13 protein-coding genes and 2 pseudogenes are annotated in these 17806 nt (G+C 52.9%); 13 read left to right on the forward strand and 2 right to left on the reverse strand.

Annotation, left to right across the window (positions count from 1 at the left end; genetic code table 11):
* The 9 genes and pseudogenes from LC354_RS20545 to LC354_RS20585 all read left to right on the forward strand — a co-directional run.
* Positions 1 to 453, forward strand: a 453-nt coding sequence (locus LC354_RS20545; protein WP_223427361.1) for a transposase, incomplete at its 5' end; no start/stop codon positions are given.
* A 318-nt stretch (positions 454 to 771) separates the two neighbouring features.
* On the forward strand, positions 772 to 3831 hold the full coding sequence (locus LC354_RS20550) for a hypothetical protein (protein ID WP_223427363.1): 3060 nt from the start codon (positions 772 to 774) through the stop codon (positions 3829 to 3831).
* 84 nt (positions 3832 to 3915) lie between these two features.
* Positions 3916 to 4740: a SapC family protein gene (locus LC354_RS20555; RefSeq protein ID WP_223427369.1), complete on the forward strand. Its 825-nt coding sequence runs from the start codon at positions 3916 to 3918 to the stop codon at positions 4738 to 4740.
* A 357-nt stretch (positions 4741 to 5097) separates the two neighbouring features.
* Complete coding sequence (locus tag LC354_RS20560; RefSeq protein WP_223427371.1) at positions 5098 to 7299, forward strand: type I secretion system permease/ATPase; 2202 nt, start codon at positions 5098 to 5100, stop codon at positions 7297 to 7299.
* A 12-nt stretch (positions 7300 to 7311) separates the two neighbouring features.
* Positions 7312 to 8616, forward strand: coding sequence for an HlyD family type I secretion periplasmic adaptor subunit (locus LC354_RS20565; RefSeq protein WP_223427373.1), 1305 nt, complete (start codon positions 7312 to 7314; stop codon positions 8614 to 8616).
* 224 nt (positions 8617 to 8840) lie between these two features.
* Positions 8841 to 9845, forward strand: coding sequence for a DUF2125 domain-containing protein (locus LC354_RS20570; protein WP_223427374.1), 1005 nt, complete (start codon positions 8841 to 8843; stop codon positions 9843 to 9845).
* A gap of 156 nt (positions 9846 to 10001) precedes the next feature.
* A complete protein-coding gene (locus LC354_RS20575; RefSeq protein ID WP_223427380.1) occupies positions 10002 to 10298 on the forward strand; it encodes a transposase in 297 nt (98 codons plus the stop codon).
* Positions 10295 to 10774 carry an IS3 family transposase gene (locus tag LC354_RS20580; RefSeq protein WP_223427382.1) on the forward strand — a complete coding sequence of 160 codons (480 nt, stop codon included), beginning with the start codon at positions 10295 to 10297 and terminating at the stop codon, positions 10772 to 10774. The genes LC354_RS20575 and LC354_RS20580 overlap by 4 nt, the downstream gene beginning before the upstream one ends.
* 101 nt (positions 10775 to 10875) lie before the next feature.
* Positions 10876 to 11349, forward strand: a pseudogene (locus LC354_RS20585) (IS3 family transposase); the annotation flags it as partial.
* Between the two features lie 119 nt (positions 11350 to 11468).
* On the opposite strand, the gene istB reads toward LC354_RS20585, so the two are convergent.
* Positions 11469 to 12158 carry an IS21-like element helper ATPase IstB gene (istB, locus tag LC354_RS20590; protein ID WP_399204020.1) on the reverse strand — a complete coding sequence of 230 codons (690 nt, stop codon included), beginning with the start codon at positions 12156 to 12158 and terminating at the stop codon, positions 11469 to 11471.
* Positions 12159 to 12497: 339 nt separating this feature from the next.
* Here istB and LC354_RS20595 point away from each other — a divergent pair.
* A pseudogene (locus LC354_RS20595) lies at positions 12498 to 12809 on the forward strand (FecR family protein); the annotation flags it as partial.
* Between the two features lie 142 nt (positions 12810 to 12951).
* Here the strand turns inward: LC354_RS20595 and LC354_RS20600 are convergent.
* Positions 12952 to 13257, reverse strand: coding sequence for a hypothetical protein (locus LC354_RS20600; protein WP_223427390.1), 306 nt, complete (start codon positions 13255 to 13257; stop codon positions 12952 to 12954).
* A 392-nt stretch (positions 13258 to 13649) separates the two neighbouring features.
* Here LC354_RS20600 and LC354_RS20605 point away from each other — a divergent pair, with 392 nt between their 5' ends.
* The 3 genes from LC354_RS20605 (at position 13650) to LC354_RS20615 (ending at position 17675) form a co-directional block, all read left to right on the forward strand.
* On the forward strand, positions 13650 to 15833 hold the full coding sequence (locus LC354_RS20605; protein WP_223427384.1) for a CHASE2 domain-containing protein: 2184 nt from the start codon (positions 13650 to 13652) through the stop codon (positions 15831 to 15833).
* Positions 15834 to 15925: 92 nt separating this feature from the next.
* Positions 15926 to 16186 carry a hypothetical protein gene (locus tag LC354_RS20610; RefSeq protein WP_223427386.1) on the forward strand — a complete coding sequence of 87 codons (261 nt, stop codon included), beginning with the start codon at positions 15926 to 15928 and terminating at the stop codon, positions 16184 to 16186.
* A gap of 289 nt (positions 16187 to 16475) precedes the next feature.
* A complete protein-coding gene (locus LC354_RS20615) occupies positions 16476 to 17675 on the forward strand; it encodes an IS256 family transposase (RefSeq protein WP_399204023.1) in 1200 nt (399 codons plus the stop codon).
* Positions 17676 to 17806: the final 131 nt, after the last annotated feature.

The raw sequence follows: 17806 nt of genomic DNA on the forward strand, positions 1-17806 counted from the left end.
CACAAGACCGCAAACGTGTTGGGCGCGATGCCCAAATCCCTGCATGAAAAAGCGAAGTCTGATCTCCAGGATATCTGGATGGCGGAGACAAAGAAGGAGGCGAACGCGGCCTTCAATCTCTTCGTAGAAACCTACGGCGTGAAATACGAACGCGCGGTGGCCAAGTTGGTCAAGGACCGCGACGAGCTGTTGGCCTTCTACGACTTCCCGGCGGAGCATTGGAAGCACATCAGGACCACGAACCCGATCGAAAGCGTCTTTGCCACGGTCAGGAACAGGACGCGTAAAACCAAGGGATGTCTGAATCGCAAGACCGCGCTTGCCATGGTCTTCCGGCTGATGATGTCAGCAAAGAAGAAGTGGCGAAAGATCTCCGGACCAAACCGCCTGCCCGAAGTCATTCAGGGGGTTGAGTTCAAGGATGGGATCAAGCAACTTCAAAACGCCGCCTGATGAAGCCCGTCACCAACTTTTGGGCATATCTCGCGTAAACCTCTGGATTGCTGGAGTAAATCCGCATATGTGAGTGCTGCGGCACGAACTGAGTCGCGACAACATCACGTGCAGTACGCAGTACAATGTGTCTCACCATGAATAGTGTTGCAAATGAAGGACGGTTCAATCCACCTTCGGGTGTGGCGACTATGCATCGCTTTGCAGAGCTCGCTCCAAGCGCTGGTAGGGAACAAGTTTTTCGTATTGAACTGATGTGTGTTGTTGCTTTAGGGTCCCACGCAGAGAACAGGCTTAAAAAATGTATCGGAGATATAAATGAACAAGATGGTAAATGAGGGCTTCGCTGAGCCGGTGGAAAATCCGGCACTCACAAAGCTTATGAAGGCGTGGGAAAGCAAGCAGGCTCGCGTTGCCAAGCAGGCGAGTGGTTTCGGCCTTATGGCAGTATCGCTGGCAGCTTGTAACAGCAGCAGCGGCGGCGGCGGCGGCGGCGGTAATAAGCCTGATCCGGAAACGGAAGGCAATATCTTCAACCTCACAACCGGCGCGGACACTCCGCTCACCTTGGAAAGCGCTGGCGATTCCGGCATTCTGGGTGATATTTTCAATGCAGTCCTCGGCCTGGGCAACGACGGATTGTTAGGCGTGCAGACGCTGCAAACTCCCGATATTCTGGTTGGCACTGATGAAGAAGATGTGCTGAACGCTGACCTGAACGGCACAGGCGCAGGGGGAGAGTATGCTCGCCCGTCAATTAGTGACATTGAAATTTACTTCCTGACACCTTTCGAAACTCTTGTTGATACCGACGCAGATGAGAATCAGTTTGGTGGATCTGATGCAGGTTTGGATCTCGGCCGGGCATCTGGTTACGAGCAGCTGTGGATGATTGATAATAACAGCAGCGATCTTGATCTCGTAAATGTTGGCGAAGTCGCAGTGCTTGGCTTGTGGAACGTGACAGGTGGGGATCGCGCCACCTACGATGTGGAATATACCAGCGCGGCCATTCCGGAGTTGTTGGCATCTGGTCAGACTGTCGTTGCGATTGGTGTTGGAACCTCTGCGGAGTCAGGTCTAGTTGAGTTGGATATCACCGCTCCGTTTGATGAGGGTGATAACATCAGCACCCTTACTCTAGACGTTTCAGATACAGTGCGTTTGTATTTCGACAATGATGGTGCGGACATGTCGATCTTCAACATCGTCGGCTCGGGCGTGACCGAACTGAAAGGTGAAGACTCCTTCGAAAATCTCGAAGAGCTGGATTCGACTGGTTATGAAGGTGATCTGACACTGGATGTAAGCGGCAGCGAAATTCTGACTTCAGTTGAAACCGGGGGCGGCGACGACTTTATCACGGTCCTTCAGGATGTCCTTCAGGATGACCTTGACGATGAGATGGATGTTCTTCTGTCGGTTGACTTGGGCGGCGGCGTCGACATTCTCGAAATCGCCTCTGAGTCATCTGATTGGGATTATTGGGACAACTATGGAGATGATTATGATCCTGGTTATGATGACTTCAACGGCGACGACATAAGCGCGCTTGACTTCACAGGTGGCGTCACTGGCGTAGAGAACATTGCGTTCCGCGATCACGTCCATCTGGGTGGTCAAGGTGGCCACATGGGTGGTAAAGATGCATTTGGCCCCATGGGTGGTGAAGATGATCCTACGGTCCTGGATTTGGAGGGCGTATCGAATGATTTGGAAGCTATTTGGTTCTTCGACGGCATTGACGGCGGAGAGGATGGAAAGGGAAGCAGTTCCGATTCGTATAGTTCCGGGGAGGATTCAGATCCCGATTTGACGCTAGCGAACTCGCCTGTCGATGATCTGATCATCAATTCTACCTACATCGATGATCTTTCTTTGGACGTTGGAAACGTCGTTAACCTGACTGTCAACGTTACCGGCGATGAGGGCGAGGATAGCAGCGATTACTATCCTGAACTTGACCTTGATGACATCGTGGGCGACTCTCTGCAAACACTGACCCTGACCCAAACCACCCCCGACGGTGAGGTGGGCGGCGTTATCTGGCTGGATATCGAAAGTGATGAATACAGTAATGTAAGCTCGCTACAGTCCGTTTCGGTAAACGCTGCTGGCATGGCAAATGTCGTCATTGACGCAGATGCGCCAACCTCTGATATGGACGCACTTGTTGATGTTACTGTTGTGGCTGGTGAAGACGCCACGCTGAAAATGGAAGGACGTTGGGAAAACGTTCAGCAAGAGCAGGTTATTTCGGTCGAGTGGAGTAGCAGCCCCGGCTCGTTTGGTGACGCTGAACTCGTTCTGGACATTCCTGGCTTTGGTGAAGTGACCCTAGACGAAGGTAATTACGGTAACATTGGCGCCAACAACAGCGGCGATCCATTCTTTGGCACTGGCTATACAGCAACCAAGAGCGTCAACCCGGATGGTCTCGACATCACATTGACCAAGACAGGCATGGCTGGCGCAGTACCTCCCATTACCATCGTGAGCTTTAATGACGATGGTTTGATCGGCGCTAGCGTTAGTACTGAAGTCACAAAAGAGGGTAATTTGCCCGGTGGTATGGACGCACTTGAGACTGTGGTGGTTGAAGCCGGACAGGATGCATACGTTGATCTGGATGATATAACTGGCAACTTCACTCTGGATGTCACAGCAGTCGATGATGCTTTTATTGACACTCTCTTCGGCAATAATGGCGTGGCTAAAACGGGTGTGACGGAGATGACCGTCACAGTTGGCACCAAGGTCGAATACGACGATGAGGATCCGAACGACTTCGTAAACGCTGGCACCGATATCGCCGTGCTCGATCTAGAGGATAACGCTTCGCTTGAAACTCTGACGGTTTCCGGTGCCCGTACGAATATCGATATTGTAGGAGACCACACCAGCTTGACCACCGTCGACCTGACGGGGGTCACGGAAGAGTTTAGCGTACAAGCGAATACCGCTGACTACGCCGAGAACGGCCAAGTGCGGTATCTGATTGGTGGCACATCGTCGGAGATCAAAAGCGATGTAGGTGATAGCCAACTTTATCTTTCGGACACAGCTGTAGAGGTTCGTGAAATTGTGACCTTTACCGAATTGGATTTCGGAACGGTTGTGATCAACAACTTCGTAGACGATGAGGCAGACCCGGATGAAACCGATCGCCTCGACGTGTCTCAGCTGGGCTATACAAACGCAGGCCAGTTGGACTTCGAGGAAGGTGATTACGACGAGGAAACTGGGATATTCACATCCGGCTCCGGTGAGGATATCCGGGTGACTGACGGTGTTGCTGATGATGGTGTAGATATGAGTGGCGAAATTATCTTCATCAATGTCGACGCTGATGACCTGCAGGCCAATATCATCTATTGATCCGCTTACTACTTACGAAGATATGACTTGAAAGGGGGCTTCGGCCCCCTTTCTCTTTTCTCAAGCCTTTCAGAGGAGTTCGCCATGTCGACCTACGTTCCGCTGAACCGAGAACAACATGACCGCCTGCGTCTGGCACAGACCCGGTCTTATGCACCTTTCCGGACCGTCACCTCGGTTCCTATCATCCTTGACGAAATGACGATGGCAGCGCGGGAATACCCAATCCTTTTCCCCGAAGGAGAGGCGCAGATGCCCTTCGTTTTGATGGGCATGACACCCGAGACCAACGCCTTCGTTGATGAGGCTGGGAACTGGCTGGCTAATTATATTCCTCTGGATGTGCGTAAATACCCGTTTGGTCTGTCGGCCACGCCCGCTGCGGCTTCTGGTGCCGAGGCTGTGGCCGAGGACGAGGGCAAGACCCGCTATACGCTGTGCATTGACCCTGAAGCGCCAGATCTGGAGGATCTGGATGGCCCTTTGGTGTTCCAGCCTCAGGGCGCTCTCTGCGATGGAGCCAAGGCCCGCGCTGATATCGCCCAGAGGCTCCTGGAACGCAGCGCAATTACAAAGGCCCTAGTGCAGGTGCTGGAGGATGCGGGATTGCTTGTACCGCGCGAAATCTCGATGAACCTTGGGTTGGAGAAGCGCAGGCTACGTGGGTTTCGGGTGGTTGATGAGAAGAAACTCAATGCGCTGTCGGACGAGGACTTTACGAATTTGCGCAACAAGGGCGGTCTTCCGCTGGTTTATGCGCAGCTGATGAGCATGGCCAATCTAAGACTGGGACCATTGGCGGGTCAGAGAAAGTCTGCGCCTGTTGATGCGGGTTCAGATCAGCCCAGCAGCCAAGATTTTGACTTGAGCGGCTTTGCCGATGATGAGGACTTCGACATATTCCACTAGAGCGACCAGCCTTTGGGACTGGCACATTTTGTCGGCTCGCCGGCTGGTGCAATCTGCTCTTGACCGTATAAAGGTCTTGCAGCTGAAGGAGCTTTGGTAGACAAACTTGAGCAAGAAACACCCTTAGTACAGGGTGTGCGAGCAACCATGATCTCTCGGGCTGATAAGGTTCCAAGCCTCATATTTGGAGCCAATACCGAACGTTTATCATTAGACTCGGAACGCAAAGCAACCAAATATGACTTTCATTCCCTGTCACCGATCGCTAGTCATCCGCATGTTATAATCTGATAATCTACCGCCTCACAGTAAAGTTAAGGCTGTATGTTCACATGGAAAAGACGAGGGGGTGGCGCGATGAGCGAAGCCGAGAACGACACCAAGACAGACAGCGGTTTGTCGGATGTCATACAGCAGTTTCCCAGTGACGCTCCTCAAGAAGATAGCGCGAAGTCTTCAGAAGAGTCTCACGAACACACGTTTGAGCGGGAGAGAGAGCATAAATTGCTTCTCTGTGTTCAACGCATTCTTCGTGACAATGGGTTCAATTACAGCGAAGCGGCGATCCGAGATTTACCAGACCTCTCGCAGGAAATGTTCAACCCGCGTGACGCGGTCTCAGCCTTGTCGAACAGCGGATTTGTAGCCAGTTGCGGCGAGTTGAAGCCTTCAGAAATTACGGATGGGCACTGTCCACTTATTGGGTTCTCCAAAGAAGGAGACGCCTTCCTCATTCTGGCTGTGACGCCTGATGGTCTTCGAGTCGCGGATCCAGCTTCTGGCTTTAAGGAGCGCACTGTAAACAAGAAAGCGTTCTCAGGCGAATTTAACAACTTTGTTGTTTTGGCATTGCGTAAGCCTGAAGTGAAGGGAAACTCTGAAAAATCAAATTGGTTTTGGGGATCTTTACGTCAAAGCAAGTGGCTTTATGCACAAGTTCTTATTGCTGCTGCACTATCGAACTTTCTTGGACTGTCAACGTCACTCTTCATCATGGTCGTTTATGACAGGGTTGTGCCGAATGAGGCGATTGAATCTCTCATTGCTCTGACCATAGGTATCTTGATCGCGCTAGGCTTTGATTTTGTTATTAAATCTCTTCGAGGTAACTTCATTGACCGTGCCGGCAAGCGGGCTGACAGCCGAATGTCACGTCTGATTTTTGATAAGTTACTCGCCATGCGACTTGATCAGCGCAAAGAGCAATCGGGAGCACTCGCAAGTGTGGTCCGCGAGTTTGAAACTTTGCGTGATTTTTTCACCTCAGCCACCTTGGTTGCTGTTGTCGATCTACCCTTCATATTTTTGTTTATTTGGGTAATTTCAATTATTGCAGGTCCGCTGGCTCTCGTGCCTCTCATCGCAGTCCCTCTTGTCATTATTACCGGCCTCGTCATCCAGCCGTTTTTAGCCCGTCTTGCATCAGGTTCAATGGACACATCGATGTCAAAGCAGGCCATTCTTGTGGAAACCCTGAATGGTCTTGAAACCGTGCAGGCGACAGGGTCTGGCCGTTTGATGCGTAAGCGGTTTGAGGAAGCCGCCGCCTCTCAGTCAGAAATTGGGCTGAAAAGCCGTATACTGACCCAGTTCGCGGTCAATTCTGCTGCCAGCATCCAGCAGCTTGCACAGATCATGATTATCTTCTTTGGCGTGTTTTTGATTAGTGAAGGTACCATAACCATGGGTGCAATGATTGCTGCAGTTATTCTGAGCGGTCGGGCCTTGGGTCCTTTGGGCCAGCTCGCGTCAGCGATGTCCCGTGCCAACAATGCGCGTCAGTCGTTTCGGTCACTGAACCGCTTGATGAATGAAGACACTGATGCGGAAGAGCTACAGCAACGGTTGAGCCGTCCGCGGTTGTCCGGGGACATTGAGTTCAAAAACGTGTCCTATACGTTTCCAGGGGCGAAATCTCCTATCATCCGTAATTTGTCACTAAAGATACCCGCAGGCCAGAAGGTCGCGCTTGTTGGGCGGATGGGGTCTGGAAAATCCACTTTGGCACGTCTTGCATCGGGCTTGTTACAACCAACGGAAGGATCGGTTCTTATTGATGGTGTGGATTTGCGCCAGATTGATAAGTCGGACCTGCGACGAAATGTTGGCGTGATGTTGCAAGAGACGTGGCTGTTTTCAGGGACTTTGCGTGAAAATATCCAGATGGGGTATTATGAATATGAAGACCATTATATCTTGGATGTTGCCAAGATTGCCGGTGTCGACGACTTTGTCGCCAGCCACCCTAGTGGGTACGATTTGGTATTGAGAGAACGTGGGGAAGGACTGTCGGGTGGACAGCGTCAATCGATCAACCTTGCTCGGGCTTTGCTACATAGCCCTAATCTTCTCGTTCTTGATGAGCCAACGAGCTCTATGGATACAGCGACTGAGAAGTCCGTTCTTGATCGCCTCAAATCTTGGCTTGAAAACAGAACATTGCTCGTTGTGACCCACCGAAATACATTGCTACGTCTTGCCGATCGAGTCCTCGTCATGGATCAGGGCAACGTCATGGCTGACACAACACCAGAGCGCTTGCAGGCTGCAAACAAATAAAAGGTTTCGATCATGTCGGCGACAGACTTCAAAAAGATGTCCAAGGAGATGTCAGGGCGTGAGGGCGCGCGTAACTCTCTCGTCTTGTTCATAGTCATTGCTTTTCTTGTGACCCTGGGGATTTGGGCTTACTTAACTGAATTGGACAACGTGACACGCGGTGAGGGGCGCATTGTTTCAGCAATGCAGAACCAAAAAATTCAAGCATCTGAGGGTGGAGTCATCTTGCGGCGGTTTGCCACGGAGGGTGCGGTGATATCTGAAGGCGATATCCTTTTTGAAGTGGATCCGATTGATGCCAGCAGTGAACTGAACCGGTACTTACAAAGGTTTGCGGCTATGGAGATCAAGGAAACCCGGCTGCGCGCTGAAATTTCTGGCGACACCCCAACGTTTTCATCCGAATTGCGCGCGCGCGCACCATCCGTAGCTGCGAGCGAAGAAAGCCTGTTTCAGGCGCGTAAAAGTGAGTTGCAGGGTGCATTGGCGATTCTGGATCAGAGGCTCCTTCAAAAGGAGCAAGAGCTGAAAAGCTCAGAATTTTCAGTGGAAACTTCTCTCAACACACAAGAGTTTTTGCAAAGAGAGATCGAGGTCATGGAGCCTTTGGTGGCTGAAGCCATTGCACCTGAAACGCGCCTCTTAGAGCTGCGTCGCGAGTTCGAGCGCACCCGAGGTCAAGGACAAGGCGCTGTAACAGACATTGCACGCGCTGAGGCGGGTATTGCTGAGATTCGGAACGAAATCCAAAACCGCCGTGACACCTATCTGTCGACGAGTATGTCGGAATTGGCAGATGTTGTTGCTGAAAAAGCAGAACTGGGAAAAATCATACCTTCGTTAGAAGAGCGGGTTGGGCGTACAATCATTCGCGCGCCGGTTGATGGGATTATCAACCAGATCAATTTTCTCACCACAGGGGGCTATGTTAATCAGGGCGATGTGATGTTGGAGTTGGTCCCGACCGGGGGCCAGCTAATCATTGAAGCCAAAATCAAACCGCAGGATATCTCGAAGATCAGGGTGGAGGATCAAGTTCGAATACGCTTCTCCGCGTATGATTCAACACGGTATGGCACAGTGGATGGTGAGGTTGTGAGCATGAGCCCGGATGCGATCAGAGACCAGGAAACTTCCGAGACCCATTATATTGTTACCGTCAAAATTACTGGAACGCTTGAGGAAAGTGATGGGACTGAAGTGACTTTCATCCCAGGCATGACCGCGACGGTGGATGTATTGTCTGGCAAACGAACTGTTTTGGAATATCTCTGGCAGCCGATATCTCGCGTCAAAGAACTTGCGTTACGCGATTAAGCGTAATGATTACATCCCGTCAGGGATGTATGGGTGCCTTTTGAACAGGTCCATGAGTTATGCAAGTCTTTCACACAGGGCCCGCCCAAGATCGCGGGCTACCGGGATCAGCAATGACCAGCCGCACCGCTTGGTAGGGGCACACTCAGTCGGGGCGGCAACCACAAAAGACGTTCCTTAACAAGGCTAGGACTCGATCAAAGGTCCACTCAACGAGGTTTCCGATGAAGCGTCTACTATTTATCGTTTTGCTTTTACCCCTCTTAGTCTGGGGCGTGCTTTGGGTCTTTGCATCTACAGCGGTTTCTCAGGCGATCGAGTCCAACCTGAAAGGGCGCAGTTTTGACGGCGTGGCGGTCAACGTAAATGAATACACTGTCAGTGGCTTTCCAACGTCTCTGAATGTTACGCTGACCAACCTCGAAGCTGTGACAAAAGACCCTATTCTGAGTTGGCAGGTACCGATAATACGAGCAAATTTTGATGTCTTTAATCCTACTCAGGTTAAGCTTGCCGCGCCTGGGGAGCATAATATTCGGACCGCGATTGGAGACGCCATACTCAATGCAGATGTTGTAGATGTCACCGCACGGCTTATTCTGGAGAATGCGCTCCCTCTTGGGGATGTCAGTGTAGACCTTAAATCTGTCGAGCTGCGTTCAGCAGATGAATCTGGCATTGATCTTGAGCGCCTGACTGGCACCTTTCGCCGCATAGAGTCCGCAAAGTATGGCTTGGATGTTTTCGTAGATAATTTGCTGTTTGCGGATGTCTTAGACCCAGATTTTAAAGACAAGTTACCCGCGATGTATCAGAGCATTGAAAACTTGAATGCCCAAGCTGTTCTAGGCTTGGATCGCGATCTGAACCGGTTCCTTTTAGATGAGACAGCCTCGCTGCGCTTGACGACCATTACAGACTTTAAGGCACTTACTAAATTAGGAGAGTCACCGCTTATTTTGGCAGGTGATTTTGAGCTTGATGAGCAAGGGCTCTTGACGGGCCCGTTGACAGTTCGGGTGGAAAATTGGCGACAGCTGCATCAAGTAGCCATTGAAAACGGCTTAATTCCCCAGGACATTCAAGGGTTTGTCTCTGATGTACTGAATCAATGGTCGCAAATGGCGGATGAAGAAGACATTATAGAACTGCCGCTTCAACTTAAAAGTGGCTATATTGTACTTGGAATGCTCCGCTTGGGTTTTGTGCCTGGATACTCCAAAATATAGCTGAGTATAGAGGTGGTCACTATCTGTCACATCCCGGAAGGTAATTGGTTGTTTCTTGAACAGCTCTGGCTTGAGTTTGTGCCAGTCCTTCATTGAACCTCGTCCCTGTTCCCGGACATTGGGGTACTTTACCCCTGTCCATGAAAGGGGCACCGAATGGGACAACAGCGACGGAAATACACAGACGATTATAAATCGGCGGCAGTGGAACGACTTTATGAGCCTGGTGCGACGCAAGGCAGCGTTGCCAAGGAGCTTGGGATTACGGGCACGCAGCTGAAGACGTGGCGCTTGGAGATTGAGGCGTTTGGCTCAGTTGAAGCCAAGCGGCGGCAGCAAGCAGATGCAGCTGAATTGGTTCGCCTTCGCAAAGATAACAAGCGGCTTTCTGAAGAAGTGGAGATTTTGCACAAGGCATCCGCTTTTTTCGCGACGCGGGCGGTGAAACCATGACGAACAGGCGCACTTTCGTCACTGCCCATAAAGCTCGATATGCGGTTTCCACATTATGTCGGCTCCTGAAGATATCCCGGGGTTGGTTCTACGGATTTCCGAGCAGTCAGCACGCCCGAGATCAGCGGCAAGCTGATCGTGAGGCACGGGATCTGGAAGTTCTGCCAAAGATCAGAATTTTCTTCAGGGCCAGTAAGAAGTGCTACGGATCAAAGCGCATCCATCAAGACCTTCTGGCGGCTGGTGAGGTTGTTTCTGAACGGCGTGTGGCCAGAATAATGAAAGAAAACAAGATATCGCCGCTCCTGCGCAAGCGGAAGAAGCCGATCACAACTGATAGCAATCATAAGCTGAAGCCTTCACCAAACTTGCTGGAACAGAAGTTTCATTGCCAGACAGCCAACACAGTCTGGTTGGCTGATATTACCTATTGTAGCGCGACAATCAGGATGCGAGGAGCGCGTCAATCAGGATGAGAATCCTTGGTCGCGATACAAAACGACGCCATCGTCTCAAGTGTCGCGACCAAGGATTCTCATCCTGATTGACGCTGGATTCTCATCTTGTTTGTCGCGCTGTAACCTATATCGACACGGACGAAGGCTGGCTCTATCTGGCTGGAGTGAAAGACATGGCCACGCGTGAGATTGTCGGTTGGGCGATGGAGGATCACATGCGCGCCGAGCTTTGCTGCGGCGCTCTCGAGATGGCCCTGGGCCGCAGAGGCCCCGTTCCTGGGTTGATCCACCACTCCGACAGGGGCAGCCAATACGCTGGTGGGGACTATCGCAAGCTACTCAAAAAAGCAGGGCTCACCCAATCCATGAGCCGCAAGGACGAATGTCTGGACAATGCGCCGATGGAGAGCTTCTTTGCTTCATTGAAAAAGGAGCTGGTGCATCGTCAGCGTTTCAAAGCGCGCGCTCAGGCCAAGGCTGCAATCTTCGAGTACATCGAAGTCTTCTACAACCGCCAGCGACGCCACTCCGGGGTCGGATATCAAACGCCTCAACAGGCCTTCAACAATATGACTTGGAAAATGGCCGCCTAGGGTCAATAACTAAACTGTCCGGTTCTAGGGACGAAGTTCATTCCGATAACATCCGGCCACCTAAACCGGGCTATCCGGCCACCCTTGTTTAGCGGCTGCGAGGCCTGAGGTTTTTGGTATCAGTTTTGGGTGCTTTCGTCACCTGTTTTGAGTTTGGTTTTTCGCATGCTTTGCCCGTCGAGTTCGACGCGGTAGGCGTTGTGTACGAGACGGTCGAGAATGGCATCTGCGAAGGTGGGTTCCCCGATCACGTCGTGCCATGCGTCGATGGGCAGTTGGCTGGTAATCAGGGTTGATCCGACCTCGTATCTATCCTCGACAATTTCCATCAGGTCGCGCCGCTGACTGGCATCAAGTCGATCAGGCCCCCAGTCGTCCAGGATCAGCAGTTGGGTTTTGGTGAGGGCCTTGAACAGACGCGGAAACCGCCCATCTCCATGGGCCAACTCCAGCTCATCAAAGAGGCGCGGCATGCGTTTGTAGAGCACGGTAATGCCGTCTCGGCAGGCGGCTTGCGCGAGGGCGCAAGCCAACCAGGTTTTGCCAACGCCGCAAGGGCCGGTGATCATCAGGTTGCGGCGGTCTTTGATCCAGCGTCCGGTCAGCATCTGCTGGAACAGGGCTTTGTCGAGGCCGCGCCGGGATTTGTAATCCACGTCTTCCGGCGATGCACCGACGTGGCGCAGTTTTGCTGTACGCATGCGGCTTTCAAATCGTTTGGTCTCTCGGCTACTGCTTTCTCTGTCGATAAGCAGACCCAGCCATTCAGCATGGGTCAGCATGGTCGCACCCAGAACCGATCTTGCCATAAAAAACGCCGATTGCAGATCGCCGAGGGTCTATGTGGTCATCCGGGATGGAACTCATATCGACTCGATCAAAGAATTGTGCTAGTTTTCAGTATTGAGATTATAAAAATTGACCCGGAGAATGTTGTTTCCGAGGATTTCTGAGGAAAGAGTGCTCTGTTTTGGGGTTAAAAGGGTATGTTTAAAATGCGCTTTAGAGTAACTTTCATTTCAATTCTTCTATATTCTTGCCTTCTTTTTGGGGCACCGACAGCCTTTGCCGAAATTGGAAAAGTATTAGATGTCAGTCCTGGTGCGACGCTGTCTTCGGGTGGTCGTAGTCAGACGCTGCGCGTTGGAATGCCCGTCGATTCTGGGGACGTGATCCAAACTAACAGCACAGGAATCGTCCAATTGATCTTCACCGATCAGACCAAAATCGCAGTCGGTCCAAACACGAGTATGGCGCTAGATGTGTCCATGATGCGCGGCGGAAAACGTGCGGATAAATTTACAGTGAATGCTTTGGGTGGCAGTTTTCGGTTCATTTCCGGAAGTAGTAGAAAGTCCGCGTATACGATCACTACGCCCACGGCGACCATGGGAATTAGAGGGACCACATTCGACTTTTGGGTATTGGGCCAGCGTCAAACATCACTCACGCTCCTGGAGGGATCAGTCAGGATGTGCGGCAGTAGCGCATGTCGGACTGTCAGAGGGAGGTGCGAGCTTGTCGCGACATCACCGCAAGGGAACGTGGGCCGGCCGCTTGGTGCCGAAGAAGCGAGAAGCATGCTTGTTAGAGGATTTCCCTTCATTCTTTCGCAGAGTTCGCTACGTGAGCCTCTGCGCGCAGATGTCGGATCTTGCGACCGACGTTTAACACCACCATCGCGTGGAGATTCTGAGACAAACCCAACAAGATCGGAGGGCTCGTTGTCCCCCGCGCCAACGCCACCGACCCCTGACGCGCCAACGCCACCAACCCCTGACGCGCCAACACCACCGACCCCTGACGCGCCAACGCCACCAACCCCTGACGCGCCAACACCACCGACCCCTGACACGCCAACGCCACCAACCCCTGACGTGCCAACGCCACCAACCCCTGACGCGCCAACGCCACCAACCTCTGGTAGCGGCAACGGCAATGGAAACTCCAGCAACACTAATGGCAACAGTGGCAGCAGCAACGGAAATGGGAGTTCTACCAGCGCGGGCAACCAAGGGAATGGCCCCCGCGGCGGCACTGGCGGCCCTGTCGGCGGCGGCAAGAAGGGCAACGGAAACTCCGGCAACACTAATGGCAACAGTGACAGGAGCAACGGAAATGGGAGTTCTACCAGCGCGGGCAACCAAGGGAATGGCCCCCGCGGCGGCACTGGCGACCCTGTCGGCGGCGGCAAGAAGGGCAACGGAAACTCCGGCAACGGCAGTGCAGGAGTTGGTAACTAGGGCGAGAATGGCAGAGACAGGTGAAATTGATCCAGTGAAGGCTCTGGGCGCGACTTGATGGCTCGAAAACCCGTCCGTTTCAAACGAAAATGGATTATTCTAAGTTTAGGGTTTTCTCTTACACTATTGGGCTGCATTTTACGCGTGTCTGACCCCTATCCGGTTGAAATATCTCGCCTTGTCTACTTTGACTTTTTGCAACAGCTGGCACCCAGATCCTATAATCCCGATTTGCCTGTCCGCGTTGTGGACATCGATGAATCATCTTTGGCACAATTTGGTCAGTGGCCTTGGCCCAGGTCAAAAGTCGCTCGACTGGTCGAAAAACTTGAGGACTATGGCGCGGCATCAATCGCATTCGACGTACTCTTCGCCGAGCCCGACAGGTACTCGCCGTTTCGCCTCGCAGAGGATCCAGTTTTTGCAGGTTATCTGCGTGCCGATATTGACCTTAGTGAACTGGACAACGACAAGAGGTTTTCCGATACGATCGCGGGAAGGCCAGTTGTTTTGGGTGTCGCGGCAAGGCCGGATCTAAATACGGATCAAATTACACCGCGCGCAGGTATCGTCGAAATAGGAGAGCAACCAGGGCTATTCCTGCCAAGGGCATTGTCGTGGACGCCATTGGCGGTACCCTTGAACGAAACGGCTGTCGGAATAGGCGGGATCAATGTATCTCCAGCCACGAAAATGTCCGTTTTGCGCACTGTTCCGCTGTTGTGGCAAGGCCCAACCGGAATAATACCAACTCTCGGTTTAGAGGCCTTGCGCCTTGCTATCGCTGAACAGAATATCTTTGTTGAAGGTGCTCAGAACGAAAGAGGTATCGTTCTCTCTGTCTCCATTGGCGCGTTTGATATCCCGACGGACGAAAATGGCCAAGTTTGGATGTATTACCGTGCTGACGATCCGGGCCTCTATTTGTCGGCAGCCGAAATTTTGGAGGAACACGAAAGTGAATGGGTGCGTTCTGAAATTGAAGGCCGCATTATCCTGATTGGAACCTCTGCTGCGGGTCTGGATGATATTCGTGAAACACCTCTGGGCCAATCTGTTCCAGGCGTTTCCATCCATGCGCAGTTGATTGAGCAAATATTGGAAAACAGGATCTTGCGGCGATCGAACAACACTGTGGCGCTTGAGTTGATTGCGTTCATCGTATTGGGGGCTATTGTTGCCATTGTCATGTTGTTTGCGGGCGCGATGACGTCATTTTTGGTTGGCGGATTGGCAGCTTCGAGCATATTAGCCCTGAGCTGGGTCGCATTTACCCAAACTCTAGTTTTGTTTGATGCCACATTTCCACTTATTGCGGGGTTTTTGAATTTTACCGTGCTGGCTGGGTATCTGTTTTTTGCTGCTGAAAGGGAGAAAAACATGATCCGGCGATCATTCACTCAATATGTCGCGCCAGGAATTCTCGAGCAGATCGAGGAAAGTGGGCAAGACTTGCAGCTTGGCGGCGAAACCCAGGAAATCACTGTCATGTTTGCGGACATTCGCGGGTTCACACCTTTGAGTGAAACAATGTCGGCAACTGATCTCGTGGAGCTCCTTAATGAATTGTTTACGGCATTAGGAAAAGACATTCTAACTCACAGCGGCACGATCGACAAATACATCGGCGACTCCATCATGGCATTTTGGAACGCGCCCGTGCGCATCGAAAATCACCCGCTCCATTGCGCAAATGCTGCTTTAGCTATGCGTGAATCCCTAAGGCATTTCAACGTGGAGAGGGGAAGGGTAAATAAACTCCCCGTCGGAATTGCAATCGGGTGCGCGACGGGACAGGCTTGTGTTGGCAACATTGGGTCTCAAAACCGGTTCAACTACACAGCCATTGGAGAGGTCGTGAATGTTGCATCACGGATTGAAGCAGCCTGTCGGGATCTGGCTTATGACCTTGTTGTTTCCGAGACTGTGGCGCAGGCGTCCCGCGATCAACTGGCGCTACTACAAGGAGGATCGATAACACTGAAAGGCGTTAATCAGCCTCAGTCTCTTTATCTGGTCGTTGGTAATATTAGAACCCTCCAATCGGAAAGCTTTCGGAGGTTGCAAGAATTTCACTCAGAACTGCTTGCTGCAATGGCGGGAGGTCAAGCGGCTAGATTTTCCGCAGAGGCAGTTGAGAGGTGCAAATCAGTAGCCATTGAAATTGAACCGGGGCTTGTAAGTTTCTATGACAGAATATCAGACCGTATTGGGGATTTCCAATTTAAGGCAATAGATTAAACGGAACTCGCCTTTGTGCACGCCAACGAGACCCACAATCCGCACAATCCCGACAATAGCCCCGGTGGCTCGTCCAGCGGGTTGGCGGCGGCGTGGCAAGTTTTGCACGCCCCCGCCCCGCGATGGCCGCAGGGGCCGCCGCCGAGGCCCCCCGTGACACCCGATTGGCATGGCTCGACCTGCCCTTCTATGACCGGCTCAGCGCCGATGCGCGCGATGGGCTGCAAGCGGTACTCGCAATCCTTGGCTCCAAGTCCCCAGAATGGGGGCTGCCGACGCTCTGTCGAACCTCGTGGCGGTGCAGGCCCGCACCCATGAATGCGAAACCGCTACCACCAGGCGGATGTTTTTGACACCCATTGGGATCCCCCTGTGTCAGGGATGTTGTCCGCTGCTCTACTTTTCCTCTATTTCTCAGGTGGGCGGGATAGGACGATGACATGGGATATTCACCGGAACGCAAGGCAGCTGTGGGTTGTGCCCCTGGGCGTGGTGTAATTCCAACGGTAGCGCGGGCTGAGTGGAGCCTTGCGTAGCTCAAGCGAGGCCCGCGCGGGTTGCTGGGCGGCCACGGATGTTCTCCGGTAGGGTTTGGGTTGCAACCTGACCTACCGATCAAGGAGATCACCCATGACCAACGACATAATATCAGAAACAGCCGCTTTGAAAGCGCTTCTTTCGGAGACTTCCGACCACCAGATATTGGCCGAGATGCTGGGCTTTGTTGCCGACCGGTTAATGGCGCTGGATGTGAACCAACTGTGTGGGGCCGGTGCACATGAACGCTCCACCGGGCGGGTGAATCACCGGAACGGGTATCGTGACCGCCGATGGGAAACCCGGGCCGGGTCCGTAGACGTTCAGATTCCGAAACTGCGGAAAGGGTCATATTTCCCTGAGTTTCTGGAACCCCGCCGCGCCTCGGAAAAGGCCATGACGGCAGTGATACAAGAGGCCTACATTCAGGGTGTTTCAACGCGATCAGTGGATGACCTGGTGAAGGCCATGGGTATGACAGGCATCTCCAAGAGCCAGGTCTCGCGCCTGTGCGTCGAGATCGACGAACGGGTTGACGCCTTCCTCGACCGGCCACTGGAGGGCGAATGGCCCTATCTCTGGCTGGACGCAACTTACATCAAGGTGCGACGCTCGGGGCGGATCGTCAGCGTTGCTGCCATAGTGGCTGTGGCGGTCAACACCGACGGGCGGCGCGAGGTGCTGGGCATTGCCATCCAGCCCAGCGAAGCCGAAGTGTTCTGGGACGAATTCCTACGCTCGCTGTCGGATCGGGGCCTGCGGGGCACCAAGCTTATCATCGCGGACGAGCACAAGGGGCTCAAGGCAGCCGCCGCCAAAGTGCTGGGAGCTACCATCCAGCGCTGCCGTGTGCACTTCATGCGCAATGCCCTGGCCTGCGTCGGCAAGAAAGACCGCCCAATTGTCACCGCGGCACTCAGGACGGCATTCGATCAGGACACGCTGGCGGCCTCAAAGGACCACTGGGCCAAGCTGATCGAGGCGTTTCAACCGCGCCATCACAAACTTGCCGAACTGATGCTTCGCGCGGAGGATGACGTGCTGGCCTACAAGACTTTCCCACAAGCCCACTGGCGGCAAATCCACTCGACCAACCCCTTGGAGCGATTGAACAAGGAGATCAAGCGTCGCACCAATGTCGTCGGCATTTTCCCCAACGAGCCAGCCATCAGACGCCTCGTCGGGGCGCTTATGCTGGAGCAGAACGACGAATGGGCCGTCACACGCCGTTACATGACACTGGAAACCGTGGCTGCTATCTGCGAAGATAACATCATGGATCCGGCGAAAATCGCCGCCCTGTAAACCGGCTCAACACCCAGCCGGAGAACAATTTACACCACGTCCCGGGGCACTATCCAGCTGTGCTGAAGCGGATGCTGCCTCCGAACAACCTGCCTGTGCGGCAATTATCGCAGGAGGAAGGGATATCGGCG

It is taken from the genome of Tateyamaria pelophila, assembly GCF_019966495.1.
GTDB lineage: Bacteria > Pseudomonadota > Alphaproteobacteria > Rhodobacterales > Rhodobacteraceae > Tateyamaria > Tateyamaria pelophila.

What these genes read in the sequence shown, in the direction of transcription:
- LC354_RS20565 (WP_223427373.1), top strand. Translation starts at nt 7,312, where the DNA reads ATGTCGGCGACAGACTTCAAAAAGATGTCCAAGGAGATGTCAGGGCGT.
- LC354_RS20560 (WP_223427371.1), top strand. Translation starts at nt 5,098, where the DNA reads ATGAGCGAAGCCGAGAACGACACCAAGACAGACAGCGGTTTGTCGGAT.
- LC354_RS20550 (WP_223427363.1), top strand. Translation starts at nt 772, where the DNA reads ATGAACAAGATGGTAAATGAGGGCTTCGCTGAGCCGGTGGAAAATCCG.
- LC354_RS20555 (WP_223427369.1), top strand. Translation starts at nt 3,916, where the DNA reads ATGTCGACCTACGTTCCGCTGAACCGAGAACAACATGACCGCCTGCGT.
- LC354_RS20575 (WP_223427380.1), top strand. Translation starts at nt 10,002, where the DNA reads ATGGGACAACAGCGACGGAAATACACAGACGATTATAAATCGGCGGCA.
- istB (WP_399204020.1), bottom strand. Translation starts at nt 12,158, where the DNA reads ATGGCAAGATCGGTTCTGGGTGCGACCATGCTGACCCATGCTGAATGG.
- LC354_RS20570 (WP_223427374.1), top strand. Translation starts at nt 8,841, where the DNA reads ATGAAGCGTCTACTATTTATCGTTTTGCTTTTACCCCTCTTAGTCTGG.
- LC354_RS20580 (WP_223427382.1), top strand. Translation starts at nt 10,295, where the DNA reads ATGACGAACAGGCGCACTTTCGTCACTGCCCATAAAGCTCGATATGCG.
- LC354_RS20605 (WP_223427384.1), top strand. Translation starts at nt 13,650, where the DNA reads ATGGCTCGAAAACCCGTCCGTTTCAAACGAAAATGGATTATTCTAAGT.